Source organism: Terrabacter sp. Root181 (genome assembly GCF_001428505.1).
Classification (GTDB): Bacteria; Actinomycetota; Actinomycetes; order Actinomycetales; family Dermatophilaceae; genus Terrabacter.
In genome coordinates, this window is the sequence record NZ_LMHU01000001.1 from 156,024 (window position 1) to 170,967 (window position 14,944).

A 14,944-nucleotide genomic window follows, 5' to 3' on the forward strand; every position below is an offset into this window, starting at 1 on the left:
GCCCATCGGGACGAACCGCCCGGGGCACGGACGTCGAGGAGTTGGCACAGCGCGGGCCTGCACGGTTGGTCCGGAAGAGAACTTCCCGAATCAGTCGGGGGAACACAGGCGAAGGAGAATGTCATGGCTTGGCTCGGTATGAACGACGATGAGGTCAACGCCCAGGGCAACGTCCTGCAGCAGCAGGCGGAGGCCATCCAGAAGCTCATCACCAAGGTCGACCAGGAGGTCGAGTCCCTGAAGCAGAACTGGCAGGGTGACGACTCCAAGCAGTTCGAGCAGGAGTGGACCGGCACGCACCGCCCCGAGCTCCAGAAGGCCCAGAAGCTGCTCACCGAGATGAAGTCGACGATCGACCACGAGGTCCAGCAGCAGCGCAGCACCTCGTCGCAGTACTGACCCACCTCATCTCGCTCACGACCAACACACGCAGACTTCTGAAGGGGAACTGACATGGCTGTTTACAAGAAGGGTATGAACGCCGACGCGGTGTCCGCGTCCGGTGACAAGCTCGTCGGCTACAAGGGCGAGCTCGACGGCATCGTCGAGGCCGTCAACGGCGCCGTCTCCACGATCAAGAGCAACTGGGGCGGCACGGACGCCGACCGCTTCCAGAGCGACTGGCACGGCCAGCGCCAGGTCGTCTCGGCCGCCGGCGACAAGCTCGACGCCATGGGCAAGAAGTGCAAGACCAACGCCGAGTCGCAGAAGCAGACGTCGTCGAAGTGAGCCCGGCTGCCGCGTGAGCACGGCTCCGCAGCACCCGTCGCGAAGGGTGGTCGCTCCCGAACAGGGGAGGAGCGGCCACCCTTTCGCATATCCGGGCCACAGGACGTATCAATTCGCTTGACAGCCGCGTCTGCCCGGTGTGAGACCTAGACTGAGCACCCAGAGGAGGGGCGACGCATGGGCGGACCTGGTGAACTCACCGAGCTGGTCGCCCGCGCCTCCCACGGAGAAGCCGCGGCGTGGAACGCCATCGTCGACCGCTTCGCGCCGTTGCTCTGGGGCGTCGCCCGCGGCTACCGGCTCCGCCAGGAGGACGCCGCCGACGTCGTGCAGAACACGTGGCTCAAGCTCCTCGACCACCTCGACTCGATCAAGCAGCCCGAGGCGTTGGCCGGATGGCTGTCGACGACGGCCCAGCACGAGGCCCTGGCGGTCCTGCGCAAGGGCAAGCGCGAGCACCTCGTGCGCGACGACGACCTCGCGACGAACGTGCCCGACGAACAGGCGCTCGCCCTGGACGCGGCGCTGCTCGACGACGAGCGCGACGGCGAGCTCTGGACGTGCTTCGGCCACCTGTCGGAACCCTGTCAGGTGCTCCTCCGGGCGCTCATGGCGAGTGATCGCCCGAACTACAAGGTCATCTCGGAGGCGCTCGGGATGGCGGTCGGCTCGATCGGGCCGACGCGGATGCGCTGCCTCGACAAGCTCAGGGAGATCGTCCGGAAGTCCGGATCCGACCTCGACACGGAAAGGGGGGCGTGATGACTGACCACGACCTGCACGTCGACGACGCGGAGCTCCTCGCGCGCCTGCGGCGGATCGCCGACACGGTCGACCCCGTCCCCGAAGACGTCGTCGAGCTCGGCCGGGCCGCGTTCGAGCTGCGGCACACCGACGCCATCCTCATGACCATGGCGGCCGAGGCGCTCTCCGGTGCCGACCTCCGCGCCGCCGGCGACCAGGGCTCGAGTCGCCTGCACGTCTTCGAGCACGACGGCGTCTCGATCGAGGTCGAGGTGACCGCTCGCGGCGAGTTCGCCCGGGCTGTCGGCATCGTCGACGACTCGTCGGGCGCCGACCTGTCGGGAGCCCACGTCTCCGTCGAGACGACGTCGTCGTCGATGACTGTGGACCTCGAAGGGGGCCGTTTCACGGTCGAGCGCGTGCCGCTGAGGCTGGCCCGTATCGTGCTGGAGCGATCCGGCGAGCGTCTCATGGTCACACCGTGGTTCGACGTCGGCTGAGCACCGCGCTCAGGCACCCCACGCCGTGAACGACGCCGCCGTCGCGGCGCGGAGCGGATCGCCGACAGCCTCGGTGCGGGCCTCGAGCCAGCCCTCCGCGACCGAGCCCGTGCGCTCGGCCACGCGGTGGACGTCCTCCATGATCCGCAAGCAGCCCTGGTCGTTGACGGGCACGACACTGGCCAGTACGACGGAGGTGCCCATGCCGAGCAGGTTGGCGACGAGTCCGAGCGCCTCGTAGGGGCCGATCGAGGCCGCGCCACCCGAGTCGCAGGCAGAAAGCACGAACGAGCGAGGAGGCTCGCGCAGCTCACGCAGGTCGTGCACGGTGAGCGGCCCGTCCGCCATCTGCAGCGACGAGAACAGGGGCGCGTCGGCGCGGAAGACCCCGTGGGCCGCGATGTGTGCGAGGGATGACCCGTCGATGGCCTCGATGGCCGCGGCGACGGTGGCCTCTTCGGCGTGCAGGACCCGTGCCTGCCGGTGGATCGCGCTGAGGCCGGTCACCTCCGCCTCACGGCTCGTCAGGTTCGGACCCGTCACGAGCGCCACCTCGCCACCTTGGCCGCCTTCGCCGCCTTGGCCGCCTTGGCCGCCTTGGCCGCCTTGCCCAACGGCCCGGCGACGGGCCCGCAACCACTGGCTCACCGACGGGCTCACGGTGAGCACGACGTCACGAAAATCGGGAAGCAGCCCCCACGGAGCGGTCAGGAGGTGGGCCGGGGGAACGACGACGACGCGCGAGGGCTGTCCTGGGAGGACTCGTGTCGGGCCGAGCAGGGCGTCCCGAAGCAGCCGCGCCGCGGTGTCGAGGTCGACCGGTCGCCCGTGTGCCGCCCGACGCAGGGTGAGGCGCGCGAAGTCGGCCTCGCGCTCGGCGCCCGCCGTGGGACCGGCGACGGTGTGCCGGACCCGACCTCGGGACACGGTGAGGACGTGCAGTGTTCCTCGCTCGTCGACGATGTCAACGAGGACACCGTCGTCCTCGAGGGCGGCGAAGACCTCCTCCAGGTCCACGCGTGAACCTGCCTGCCGGCCGGGTGAGCCGACGACCCGGTGGCTGCCCGACGCTCTCTGGTGGCGGTACGCACGTCGTAGACCGTTCTCGAGCCGAGCACGTTCGCGCACCAGGCCGGCGGCCGTGACGGCGCCGGCGTCGAGCGAGCTGAGTCGGCGGGTGACGTCGCGCAGCGCCGCCAGGTCACGGCGGAGCCCCGGGTCGTCAGCCCGCGTGGCGCCGTCGAAAGCGGCAGCACGCCACCGCTCGGCCCACCACAGCAGCTCGCGCGGACGGTGCGAGCGCACGGCTTCGTCGACCGCGAGCCGCGAGAACTCGATCCCGTGCCCGCTCGCGAGCGCCCGCAGCTCGATGTCGCCCAGCCCGTCGCGGTGCTCGTCCACGGCGTCCAGTCCTCGGCGGCAGGCGAGGTAGATGCCGCGCCGATCACGGCGGTGGACGGCGAGCAGGGCGGCGGCGAGCCAGCCGGCCGCGCGTGACAGGGGCGCCCCGACCCGACGTGTGGCAGCCGCTTCCTCCAGAGCAGCGGTCGCCTCGTCGCCGCGTCCTGCGTCCCCGCAGATGCGTCCGTGCAGCACCAGTGCCACGGGAAGCTCGCCGGCGTCCGACGAGCGCATCGAGTCGACCAGGGCCGACGACTCGCGCAGGAGCATCTCCTTGCGCCGCGCACGCGCTGTCGGGCTGCGCAGGGGTCTCTGCGCCTCGTCGATCATCCACGGTCCTGACTCGGGGTGGTCGGCGACGTAACGGGCACGCAGTCGCAGCAGCAGCGCCCGGTCCTGCCAGGCCGGACGCCGCTGGGAGGCGAAGAGCCTTGCCGCCTTGTCGGCCATGCCCTCGGCGGCGACGACGTCTCCCGTCCCCAGCGCGGCGCGGGCTGCGACGAGCAGCATCTCGGCCCGACGAACCGGGGCCAGGTCCGGCTCGGCCAGCGTCCGCGCGGACAGGGCCAACGCCTCCTCCGTGAGGCCCGCCGTGAGCAACGTGTGGACCTTGTCGATGGTGAGGTCGTGACGGATGTTGCCCAGTTCAACATACCGGTCCGCGGCCCGGTCCAGCAGCGTCAGCGCCTCGGGCAGGTCGCCACGGTCATGCGCTGCGAGCGCGCGGTTGTGCATCGACTGGGCCTCCTCCCAGTCCTGCCCGATGGTGCGGAAGAGCTCCTCGGCCCTGCGCGCATCGGCGTCCGCGGCCTCGGTCTCGCCGAGTGCCAGGAGGGCGTCGAAGCGGTTGTTGTAGGCGCGGGCCTCCCAGAGCGTGTCGTGGTTCCAGTGCAGGCCGCCGATGGCTCGGCTGGCGTCGTCGACGGCCTCTCGGTAGCGCGCCAGCATGGTGAGCACGTGCGCCCGACGCAGATACAGCCGGGGAAGCTCGCGCGGCGGCGTGATCGGGACGGCCTCCTCCAGGCGACGGAGCGCCTCGTCGGTCCGCCCGGCATACGCCAGGACGACTCCCAGCGTCGCGAGCACGTCCGCCTGTCGATCCAGCGTCACCCGGCGAGCGTGCCGGAGGGCCAGGAAGCCGTGCCTGACCGCGTCGTCCATGTGTCCGCTGTCACGGTTGACGATGGCCAGAGCCTGGTGGGCGACGGAGAGGTCGCCGGACTGTGCCGAGGACCCGATGACGACGGTCGCGCTCTGCGTGGCCGCACGAGGGTCCGAGATGGCCAGGGCCAGCAGACTCTCGGCGAGCGTCCGCGTGGCAGCGGACAGCTCCGACGCGGAACCCGCCCGCCGAGAGGCCACGGGAGGAGTATCAGACCGTCGCCGTGCCGCATCTGGGCTCATGCCAACATCCTCGACCCCAAAGGAGGCCGACATGGCCGCATCGTGGTGGACCACTGCAGTTCCGAACCCGCCCCAACGAGACCGGTACCGGGCGCAGATCGACAAGATGATCACCCGCTTCAACGGCCGGGTGGCTCCCTTCCCGCAGGTCGCGGACCTCGCGGACGCCGTCTTCCTGCACAGCACGCAGCACGTATTGGCTCGCGACGACGGGAACCTTCCGCAGGTGCTCGGTGCCCTGAACCTGACCCCGGCGAGTGTCGACCGACCCGTCGCGGGACTGGCCCGCGTCCGACTCGATGCGGGAACCACTGCACCGCAGGCGATTCAGCGGGTCGAGACGGCAGCCGGGACGAGGCTGGCCGTCTTCGACCGCGTCGTGCACATCGCGTCCGCGAGCGCGTGCCCCGCCACCGAGCCGGAGGCAACGGCCAGCCGGTCGCCCGTGCCACCTTCCAACGGCAAGCCCGTGCCGTTGCGGGCGGTGCACGTGGCGATCATCGACACCGGCCTCCCGCCCCGTGCCGGCGGCGGGACGATGTCGCTCGACCAGTGGCCCTGGATGCAGAACGTCACCGGCGGCCCGGAAGACTCCAGCCACGCGGGCCACTACAAGGGTCACGGTCTCTTCGTGGCCGGTGTGCTGGCGGCGGTCGCACGAGCGGCAACCATCAAGGTGCACCCGTTCATCTTCACGAACGGGGGACAGCTCGAGAGCGACCTCGTCGGTCTCATCGCCAAGGCAGCGTCGGAGAACCCGAGGCCCGACATCATCAGCATGTCGGCCGGCACGTCGTTGCACGGTCCCGCGATCGGCGTCGACACGGATCCCCTGCTCGGCTTCGACGCGCTGGGGCAGCACCTGGCGCAGCAGGGAACGCTGCTCGTCTGCGCAGCGGGCAACGACGCAGGTCCCGGCCCGTTCGAACCAGCCAGCCTCGGGTGGCCCGTGGCCGTCGGCGCCCTGAACGCCGACGGCTCGCTGGCGGGGTACAGCAACCGGGGCCCGTGGGTCGACGTCTATGCGCGGGGGACCGACGTCGTCAACGCGTTCAAGAACGGGGCCTACGTCTACGAGGAGCCGCCGCGCGCCGGCGGACCCGCACTCGTCGTGAACAACTGGCTCGCTTCGTGGACCGGGACGTCTTTCGCGACCCCGATCGTGGCCGGTGCCATCGCCAACCGCATGGCGGTCCACAACGAGACGGCAGCGGTGGCGTGGGCGGCGATCAAGCTCGCCGCGGACCAGCAGGCTGGTGCAGGTGGGCTGCCGACGATTCCTTGACCCGGCGCCTCTGCGGCACATGTCCGAAACCGCGGACATGTGCCGTATCGGCGCGAGACCATGGACGACGGTGGGCTGACGCCCACCTGACGGGACGTCGAACAGGGCAACACAGGGTCTTCGACAGGTCTCGGGGGAGGGGTATCAGACCCACGCGCTGCCGCGTCTGGCTCGGTGACCCCGACCCCCTCGACCTCACGGAGGCTCACATGGCCACGGACAACGAGTCGAAACGCACCACCAGCAGACGCCGGCGCCCGCGCCCGGCTGCCGGAAAGGACTGGGATCGCGAGCGCTACCGCGCCCAGATCGAGCAGATGCTCCGGGACGTGAACAATGAGACGTTCAACAGCTCGCGCAAGGTCCGGGTCATTCCCTACCCGGAGAGCAAGGACCTCGCCGACACCCGTTTCCTCCACCGCGAGGACACCATCCTCACCAGGGACTCCACCGCGGCGGAGGTGCGCCGAATCCTCGGCATCGCTGCCCCTCGGCGGCCTGGCCGCCGTCCGGACCCTCGCCTGCCCGCGCAGATCCGAGGACTGACCGTGCTCACGGTTCCCAAGGGGGAGACCGCCGTATCCGCCGTCCAAGCTGTCAACGCGGTTCTGGGTCGTGGGGTCGCCACCCTGGATCGAGTCCTGCACCTCACGTCTTCCAGCGCGTGCCCCGCCACTGAACCCATTCCCGCCTCCGGGGTACCGGTGCCGGGCATCTCTCGGCACCGGAAGCTCGGGCGCGGTGTCAAGGTCGCCGTCATCGACACAGGTCTACACGCCTCGACAAGGGCGTTGGCACCCGAGCACTGGCTCGAGGGTGTGGATGGGGGGCTTGAACCAGCCTCTATTGCCGGCCACTACGTCGGTCATGGAGAGTTCGTTGCCGGGGTCCTGCGCACCATGGCACCGTCCGCAGAGGTCTACGTCCACCCCTTCTTCTTCACGAGCGGCGGCGTGATCGAGAGCGACCTGGCTCCACTTCTCGTCCACGCGCTGGCGACGAGCCCGGACATCATCAGCATGTCCGCTGGGATCGACCTGTCACCTGAGGGGCTGGCGGACCTCAACAGCACGGCGCAGGTCGACGACCTCTCGGACGCGCTCATATCCCTCGAGGCGTTCTACGAGGAGCACCTCAAGTGCTCTGCGACGCTGTTGGTCTGCGCGGCCGGGAACGACGGCAACAGAGGGCCGTTCGCACCCGCGAGCACGTGTTGGGCTGTGGCCGTCGGCGCGCTGGATGCTCAAGGTAGGCGCGCGGACTACAGCAACAGGGGTCCGTGGGTCGATGTGTACGCGCGCGGCTCGGACATGGTCAACGCGTACCCCGACGGGTCGTACACCTACACCGAGGACGAGGGTCTCATCGGTTCTACCGCGTACTTCACCCACGGCTTGGCGCGGTGGAGCGGAACGTCCTTCTCGACCCCCCTCGTCGCCGGACTCGTGGCGGCTCGGATGTCCTGGAGTGGCGAGCCGCCACGCGAGGCGTGGGAGCAGCTGCTCGCCAACGCAAGAGTGCGCAGGGGGATGAGAGTGTTGCGACCTGGCGACGCAGACCGGGGCGTGAATCCTCCGCGCGGGTGGAGAGGTTGACGGCTTTCGAGAACGCGGGTGACGCCGGTGGTCCGGTCGGCACGGACGTGACCACCGGCGCCGCGCCGCCGCGGTTCAGGCGGGGGCCGTGGTGAAGCGCAGGTAGGGCTTGACCTCGTCGACGGCGTCGTCGCCGAAGCGCTCGCGGGCGTCGGCCGTCGACACCGTCGGGGCGACGATGACCTTCTGGCCCTCGCGCCAGTCGGCCGGCGTCGAGAAGGGACCGCTGTCGGTGAGCTGGAGCGCGTCGACGGCGCGGAGGATCTCGTCGAAGTTGCGGCCGACGCTCTTGGGGTAGGTCAGCGACAGGCGCACCTTGTGGTTCGGGTCGATGATGAAGACCGAGCGCACGCCCGAGGTGTCGCCCTCACCCGGGTGGATCATGTCGTAGAGCTCGGAGACCTGTCGGGAGTCGTCGGCGATGATCGGGTAGCCGACGGTCGCGCCGCTGACCTCCTCGATGTCGCCCTTCCACTCCTCGTGCTGCTCGATCGGGTCGACCGACACGGCGAGCACCTTGACGCCGCGCTTGGTCCACTCGTCGTCGAGGGCGGCGACGCGGCCGAGCTCGGTGGTGCAGACCGGCGTGAAGTCGGCCGGGTGGCTGAAGAGGACGGCCCAGCTGGCGTCCTTCCAGTCGTGGAAGCGGATCGGGCCCTCGGTGGTCGTGGCCTCGAAGTCGGGGGCGATCTCGCCCAGTCGCGGTGTTGCCATTGGCTCGTCCTCTCGCGGTCGGGCGCACGGCGCGCCCCGGTCTGCGACTCATTGTCGCCACAGGACCATGCATCGCGTTATGGGTGTCCAAATGTTGTGACGCGCATCCAGCGGGCGCACAGCCGGCTCACCGACACTTCGCGTGGAAACCTGTCGCCGTCCCGAGGAGCCCGACGTGAGCGCCCTGCTCGACACCATCACGAACCAGGTCCTCCACGCACCCGTGTGGCTGGTGCTCCTCGTCGTGGGGGCGGTCGTCTTCGTGGAGGACGCGCTCTTCGTCGGCTTCGTCGTGCCCGGTGAGACGGTCGCGATCCTCGGCGGGGTCGCCGCGTCCCTCGGCCACGTGCCGCTCGCTGCCGTCCTCGTCGTCGTCGTGGTGGCGGCGATCGTCGGGGACACCGTCGGCTTCGAGGTCGGCCGCCATCTGGGCGGCAGGGTCGTGGCGCTGCGTGCCTTCGACCGGCACCGCGAACGCATCGCCCAGGCGCAGGACTTCCTCGGCCGTCGCGGTGGCGCCGCCGTCTTCCTCGGCCGCTGGACCGCGTTCCTGCGCGCCGTCATGCCGGCGCTCGCCGGGATGTCGAAGATGCACTACCCGACCTTCCTCGTGTGGAACGCCGCGGGCGGGATCGCCTGGGGCAGTGTCGTCGTCACCGCTGGCTACCTCGCGGGCCGCTCCTACGCGCGGGTCGAGACGTGGCTCGGACGCGGTGCCGCGATCCTCGTCGCGGTGGCCGTCGTCGTGTCGCTCGTCGTGTGGCAGGTGCGCCGCCGCCGTGCGGAGGCTGCCGAGGGTGCCGAGGACGCCGTCGTGGAGGCTGGGGAGCACCCCTCGCGTATGCCGTCAGCGGGCTGAGCGGGCGACGTTCGCTCGCGCTCGTCCGAGGGTCCGCGCAGCCGTCCGGGTGTGGTCGTCACGATCGGGTCGCAAGCGTTCCGTTTCGTCCCGAGGGGGGCATCGACCTGACATGCTCCCGGTCGTGACCGCCGAACTGCCGCCACCGAGCGGACCCCCGCAGCCGAACCCGGACGTCGATGCACCGCCCGCGCCACCTGCCGACGACTCCGTGCCCGTTGCGCCTGCGCCCGAGCCGTCTGCGCCCACCTCGCCCCCCGTACCGGTGGCGCCGCCGCCGATGATGCCGCCCTTCGGGACCTCGACCGCCCCGACGGACACGATGAGCCCGACGTACCCGACGCTGCCACCGGCCGGCGATGCGACGTACCAGCCGACTCCGGTGCCGGGCAGCAACGGGCTGGCGATCGCCGCCCTCTGCTGCGGCATCGCCGGGCTCTTCCCCGTCGCTGCCGTCGTCGCGATCGTGCTCGGCGTGGTTGCCCTGAACCAGCTGAAGTATCGGATCCAACGGGGCCGGGGCATGGCCGTCGCGGGCATCGTGCTCGGCGTGCTCTGGCTGCTCGGCTGGACCGTGCTCGTCGTCGCCGCCGTCGTCACCGACGAGCCCGCACGCAACGCGTCAGGAGCCGTGACCCAGACGTCCGACGCCTACGTGGAAGACCTCAAGGCCGGCGACTGCTTCTCGGGCGCGGGTCGCGACGAGGTCGACAGCGTCACGATCCTCCCGTGCACGTCGGCCCACGAGAGCCAGGTCGTGACGATCTTCGCGATGCCCGCAGGCCCGTGGCCCGGCGAGGACAAGGTCGTAGCGGCCGCCGAGAAGGGATGCACCGAGAAGGCCGACCCCCTCATCACCCAGCGGGCCTACGACGACCTCAGCCCGTCCTTCATCTACCCGCAGGACGCGTTCTCGTGGCGGGGCAGCCGCGAGATCATCTGCGTCGTCGACGCCCCGAAGGGCACGACGACCGGCACGGCCCTCAAGTAGTCACGCCGTGTCACCACGGGGTAGCCGTGAGGCCCCCTTCCGGACGGAAGGGGGCCTCACGGCATTCACGGTGACCGGGAGGTCAGCGCTCCTCGGTGCCCGCGATGAAGGCCTCGAGCTTGGCGCGACCGAGGTCGTCGGGGCGCTGCTCCGGCGGGGACTTCATGAGGTAGGACGAGGCGGACAGCAGGGCGCCGCCGATGCCGCGGTCCTTGGCGATCTTCGCCGCACGGATGGCGTCGATGATGATGCCGGCCGAGTTGGGGGAGTCCCAGACCTCGAGCTTGTACTCGAGGTTCAGTGGCACGTCACCGAAGGCGCGACCCTCGAGGCGGACGTAGGCCCACTTGCGGTCGTCGAGCCACGCGACGTAGTCGGACGGGCCGATGTGGACGTTCTTGCTGTCGACGAGACCCGCGAGCGGACCGGTCAGGTTGCTCGTGACGGCCTGCGTCTTGGAGACCTTCTTGGACTCGAGGCGCTCGCGCTCGAGCATGTTCTTGAAGTCCATGTTGCCGCCGACGTTGAGCTGGTACGTGCGGTCGAGCACGACGCCGCGGTCCTCGAAGAGCTTGGCCATGACGCGGTGCGTGATGGTCGCGCCGACCTGGCTCTTGATGTCGTCACCGATGATCGGCACGCCGGCGGCCTCGAACTTCGCGGCCCACTCGGGGTCGGAGGCGATGAAGACCGGGAGCGCGTTGACGAAGGCGACCTTCGCGTCGATGGCGCACTGGGCGTAGAACTTGTCGGCCTGCTCGGAGCCCACCGGGAGGTAGGAGACGAGGACGTCGACCTTGCGGTCCTTGAGGACCTGCACGACGTCGACCGGCTCGGCGCCCGACTCGTCGATCGTCAGCCGGTAGTACTTGCCGAGACCGTCGAGCGTGTGGCCGCGCTGGACCTCGACGCCCGTGGTGGGGACGTCGGCGATCTTGATGGTGTTGTTCTCCGAGGCGTTGATGGCCTCGGACAGGTCCTTGCCGACCTTCTTGTCGTCGACGTCGAACGCGGCGACGAACTCCACGTCAGAGACGTGGTACTCGCCGAACTTGACGTGCATGAGGCCGGGGACGCCGGTGGTGGGGTCGGCGTCCTTGTAGTACTCGACGCCCTGCACGAGCGAGCTCGCGCAGTTGCCGACGCCGACGATGGCGACGCGTACGGATCCCATGGATCACTCCTTGTTGTTGGTGGTCGTGCTCTGGGGGGTGGAGATGTCTGTGGTGGGCTCGTCGTATGCCGCCGGGCCCGGGTCGAGCGCCGCGCGGCGCTCGGCGACGATGAGCTCCTCGAGCCAGCGGACCTCGCGCTCGGCGCGCTCCTCGCCGTGCTGCTGGAGGGCGAGGGTGTAGCCGTCCATCCGCTCGCGGCGGGCCTGGGAGGCGTCGCGGATGTTGGCGAGACGCTCCTCGAGGCGCGAGCGCCGGCCCTCGAGGATGCGCAGGCGCACCTGCGCCTCGGTGCGGGAGAAGAAGGCGAAGCGGACGTCGAAGTCGTCGTCGTCCCAGGCGTCGGGGCCGCTGGCCGCGACGAGGTCCTGGAAGTGCTCCTTGCCGTCGGCGGTCAGCTCGTAGGTGATGCGGGGGCGCTTGCTGCTGGCCGAGGCGGCCTCGGTGGTCTCGTGGATCCAGCCGGAGTCGACGAGGTGGCGCAGCGCCGGGTAGAGCGAGCCGTACGAAAGCGCCCGGAAGATGCCGAGCGCGGTGGTGAGGCGCTTGCGCAGCTCGTAGCCGTGCAGCGGTCCGTCGTGGAGCAGGCCGAGGACCGCGAACTCGAGCAGCGCGGCGCGGCGGCTCTGGGGGCGTTCGGACTTCGGCACGTGACCACGGTACACCCAGATATATCGCTGCGATACATCACGCCGACGCATAGCGCGTCACGGACCGCCGCCGCTGTCGCGCCGCTGGGCCGATCGGCCGGAGCGAAGCCCGGTTTCGACGCCTGGCGTCCGTTCGGTGGTTCGTTCCGGCCGATCGACCCCGGGACCCCGCTCGGAGGCCAGCGCCCAGCGCCGCCGCCACCAGCTGGAGTACGTGTTGACCATGACCCGACGGACGTACGCGTCGGGTTGGCCGTCGATGCGACCCCACGCGAACCACGCCTTCGCGAGCGACGTCTGCACGAGGTCCTCGGCGAGCGCGCGGTCGTGGGTCAGCAGGTATGCCGTTCGCAGCAGACGGGTGGAGCGCGTCGCCACGAAGTCGTCGAAGGACCCCCGGTCCACGGCTCGTCCCCCTGTCAGCGGCCCGGTCGAGAGGCATCTCGCCCCGGCGTCGGTGCCCGTCGATGTCGTCACACCCTGCAGGACCGGCTGACCCCGGAGAAAGGTTGCACGGCACCCCCGGGTATGTGAACCGAGTCTGTGGGCCGCTTGTGTCAGTCGTGTGAGCCGCCTCCTTCGTTTCGTCGTCACGGGGCCGGTCAGGTCATACTGAGTGGCGGCCCGGGACGGTTTCTCGGGCCTGATCAGTGAATGGAGCAGGTTGTGACGCAGAGCAGGCGCGACATCCGCGCTGCCCAGCTGGCGGCCGACAAGGGCCGGCCCCAGCGCGCAGGGAATGGCAACGGCAACGGCCGGTCCGCAGGGACCGCCGGCTTCTCCGACGGTGAGGGCGAGGGCCGCACCGGCTGGAAGAAGTGGGCCATCGGCACGCTCAAGTGGGGCTCGATCGCGGCAGCGGTGCTGCTCGTGCTCGGCGTCGTCGGGGTCATCGTCGCCTACAACCAGACCGCCATCCCGCAGCCGAACCAGCTCGCCAACAAGCAGGTCTCGATCGTCTACTACAGCGACGGCAAGACCGAGCTCGACCGCATCGCCGTCCAGGACGGCAACCGCGAGTCCGTCAAGCTGGCGCAGGTGCCGAAGTTCGTCCAGGACGCGCACATCGCCGCCGAGGACCGCACCTTCTACCAGAACAACGGCATCTCGGTCGGCGGCATCCTGCGCGCCGTCAAGACGAGCGTCACCGGTGAGACCCAGGTCGGTGGCTCCACGATCACCCAGCAGTACGTCAAGAACTACTTCCTGACGCAGGACCGGACGATCTCCCGCAAGGCCAAGGAGATCCTCATCGCCGTCAAGATCGACGGCCAGCTCTCCAAGTCCGAGATCCTCGAGAAGTACCTCAACACCATCTACTACGGCCGCGGCGCCTACGGCATCCAGAGCGCGTCCAAGGCGTACTTCAACAAGGACGTCTCCAAGCTCAACGTCGGCGAGGCCGCCGTCCTCGCGTCGGTCATCAACGCCCCGTCGCTCTACGACCCCGCCAACGGCGACACGGCCGAGGCCAACCTCACCAAGCGCTACGCGTACGTCCTCGACGGCATGGTGCAGGAGGGCTGGCTCAGCGCGGCCGAGCGGGCCAAGTACACCGAGCTGCCGAAGATCCAGGCCTACAAGGGCAACAAGTTCTCGTCGGGCCCCAACGGCTACATCACCGCCCAGGTCAAGCGCGAGCTCGTCTCGACGGGCCTCTCGGAGCAGGACATCGACAACGGCGGCCTGCGCATCGTCACGACGATCGACAAGAAGGCCCAGACGGCTGCGATCGCGGCGATGAAGGACAACCTGCCGAAGAAGGTCCAGGGCGGCCTCATCGCGATGAAGCCCGGTGACGGCGCGGTCGTGGCGATGTACGGCGGCGCCGACTACGCGAAGACGCAGTACAACTCCGCGACCCAGGCGACGATGCAGGGCGCCTCCAACTTCAAGCCGTTCGCCGTGCTCGCGGCTGTCCGCGACGGCATCTCGACGAAGACGAAGTTCGACGGCGACCAGCCCCAGGAGATCGACGGCACGAAGATCACCAACTTCGGCGAGCGGTCCTACGGCATGGTCGACATGCGCCGGATGATCGGTCGCTCGATCAACACGGCCTTCGTCAACCTCAACAACGAGATCACGCCGGAGCTGACGCGCCAGGCCGCCATCGACGCCGGCATGCCGGAGAAGACCCGCGGCCTCGGCACCGACCTCACGAACGTCCTCGGCACCGCCTCGCCGCACGTCATCGACATGGCCTCCGCCTACTCGACCATCGCGTCGCAGGGCGTGCGGTCCAAGCCGTACTTCGTCAAGAAGGTCACCTCGACGACGGGTGACTTCAGCTACGTGGCCAAGCCGCAGACCAAGCGCGCCTTCGACAAGGACGTGACCGCCGACGTCACGGACGCCATGACCTACACCGTCAAGGACGGCGGCACCGCGACGAAGCTCCAGCGGCTGGGCCGCCCTGTGGCCGGCAAGACCGGCACCTCCTCGGAGGCGAAGTCGATCTGGTTCTCCGGGTTCGTGCCGCAGCTCGCTGTGTCGATCGGGATGTACAAGCCGGACGACAACGGCAACCCGCTGACCCTCACCGACGCCGAGGACACCAACCTCACAGGTGGCACGATCCCGGCCGACGTCTTCTACGACTTCATGAAGGTCGTGACGGAGAACATGGAGGTCCAGGAGTTCCCGGAGCGTGCGGGTGTCGGCGACGACAAGATCCCGACCCCGACGACGACGTTCACTCCGCCGCCGGAGACGACGACGCAGGCGCCGCCGACGACGACGCAGGAGCCGACGACCACGGCCCCGACGACGACGCAGCCGACGAAGACGAACGGCACGGGCAAGCCCCAGCCGACGACGACGACCGCGGAGCCGACGATCACCATCCCGTTGCCCGGGCCGTCGCCCACGTCGACCAAACCCGGCAACGGCCCATGACG

General features: G+C 69.7%; 14 protein-coding genes. 9 read left to right on the plus strand and 5 right to left on the minus strand.

What is annotated here, in order from left to right:
• The first annotated feature begins 123 nt into the window (after positions 1 to 123).
• The 4 genes from ASD90_RS23720 to ASD90_RS00675 all read left to right on the plus strand — a co-directional run bounded on the left by ASD90_RS23720 (position 124) and on the right by ASD90_RS00675 (position 1,973).
• On the plus strand, positions 124 to 399 hold the full coding sequence (locus tag ASD90_RS23720) for a WXG100 family type VII secretion target (protein ID WP_081633740.1): 276 nt from the start codon (positions 124 to 126) through the stop codon (positions 397 to 399).
• 54 nt (positions 400 to 453) lie between these two features.
• Positions 454 to 729: a WXG100 family type VII secretion target gene (locus tag ASD90_RS00665; RefSeq protein ID WP_157611030.1), complete on the plus strand. Its 276-nt coding sequence runs from the start codon at positions 454 to 456 to the stop codon at positions 727 to 729.
• 177 nt (positions 730 to 906) lie between these two features.
• A complete protein-coding gene (locus ASD90_RS00670) occupies positions 907 to 1,491 on the plus strand; it encodes an RNA polymerase sigma factor (RefSeq protein ID WP_056750252.1) in 585 nt (194 codons plus the stop codon).
• Positions 1,491 to 1,973 (plus strand): hypothetical protein, encoded by a 483-nt coding sequence (locus ASD90_RS00675; protein WP_056750255.1) that lies wholly within the window; start codon positions 1,491 to 1,493, stop codon positions 1,971 to 1,973. The genes ASD90_RS00670 and ASD90_RS00675 overlap by 1 nt, the downstream gene beginning before the upstream one ends.
• A gap of 9 nt (positions 1,974 to 1,982) precedes the next feature.
• Here the strand turns inward: ASD90_RS00675 and ASD90_RS00680 are convergent, their stop codons facing one another.
• Entirely contained in the window at positions 1,983 to 4,736 is a 2,754-nt protein-coding gene (locus ASD90_RS00680) for a CHAT domain-containing protein (protein ID WP_235506334.1), read from the minus strand.
• 73 nt (positions 4,737 to 4,809) lie between these two features.
• Here ASD90_RS00680 and ASD90_RS00685 point away from each other — a divergent pair, with 73 nt between their 5' ends.
• Positions 4,810 to 6,063 (plus strand): S8/S53 family peptidase, encoded by a 1,254-nt coding sequence (locus tag ASD90_RS00685; RefSeq protein ID WP_162260158.1) that lies wholly within the window; start codon positions 4,810 to 4,812, stop codon positions 6,061 to 6,063.
• A 209-nt stretch (positions 6,064 to 6,272) separates the two neighbouring features.
• Positions 6,273 to 7,658, plus strand: a complete 1,386-nt coding sequence (locus ASD90_RS00690; protein WP_056750260.1) for a S8/S53 family peptidase — start codon at positions 6,273 to 6,275, stop codon at positions 7,656 to 7,658.
• 75 nt (positions 7,659 to 7,733) lie between these two features.
• Here the strand turns inward: ASD90_RS00690 and ASD90_RS00695 are convergent, their stop codons facing one another.
• Positions 7,734 to 8,372 carry a peroxiredoxin gene (locus ASD90_RS00695; protein ID WP_056750262.1) on the minus strand — a complete coding sequence of 213 codons (639 nt, stop codon included), beginning with the start codon at positions 8,370 to 8,372 and terminating at the stop codon, positions 7,734 to 7,736.
• Positions 8,373 to 8,547: 175 nt separating this feature from the next.
• Here ASD90_RS00695 and ASD90_RS00700 point away from each other — a divergent pair, with 175 nt between their 5' ends.
• Together ASD90_RS00700 and ASD90_RS00705 are read left to right on the plus strand one after the other, a co-directional pair.
• Positions 8,548 to 9,231, plus strand: a complete 684-nt coding sequence (locus ASD90_RS00700; protein WP_200958511.1) for a DedA family protein — start codon at positions 8,548 to 8,550, stop codon at positions 9,229 to 9,231.
• A 124-nt stretch (positions 9,232 to 9,355) separates the two neighbouring features.
• On the plus strand, positions 9,356 to 10,222 hold the full coding sequence (locus ASD90_RS00705; RefSeq protein ID WP_157622908.1) for a DUF4190 domain-containing protein: 867 nt from the start codon (positions 9,356 to 9,358) through the stop codon (positions 10,220 to 10,222).
• Positions 10,223 to 10,304: 82 nt separating this feature from the next.
• Here ASD90_RS00705 and ASD90_RS00710 read toward each other — a convergent pair whose 3' ends face one another.
• From ASD90_RS00710 to ASD90_RS24100, 3 genes are read right to left on the minus strand one after another with little or no spacing between them, the layout of a single operon-like run.
• Positions 10,305 to 11,396: an inositol-3-phosphate synthase gene (locus ASD90_RS00710; protein WP_056750268.1), complete on the minus strand. Its 1,092-nt coding sequence runs from the start codon at positions 11,394 to 11,396 to the stop codon at positions 10,305 to 10,307.
• Between the two features lie 3 nt (positions 11,397 to 11,399).
• Positions 11,400 to 12,044: a PadR family transcriptional regulator gene (locus tag ASD90_RS00715; protein ID WP_056754149.1), complete on the minus strand. Its 645-nt coding sequence runs from the start codon at positions 12,042 to 12,044 to the stop codon at positions 11,400 to 11,402.
• Between the two features lie 57 nt (positions 12,045 to 12,101).
• Positions 12,102 to 12,449: a sigma factor gene (locus tag ASD90_RS24100; protein WP_235506335.1), complete on the minus strand. Its 348-nt coding sequence runs from the start codon at positions 12,447 to 12,449 to the stop codon at positions 12,102 to 12,104.
• 261 nt (positions 12,450 to 12,710) lie between these two features.
• On the opposite strand from ASD90_RS24100, the gene ASD90_RS00725 reads away from it, so the two are divergent.
• Positions 12,711 to 14,942, plus strand: coding sequence for a transglycosylase domain-containing protein (locus tag ASD90_RS00725; RefSeq protein WP_056750280.1), 2,232 nt, complete (start codon positions 12,711 to 12,713; stop codon positions 14,940 to 14,942).
• The last annotated feature ends 2 nt before the right edge of the window (positions 14,943 to 14,944 follow it).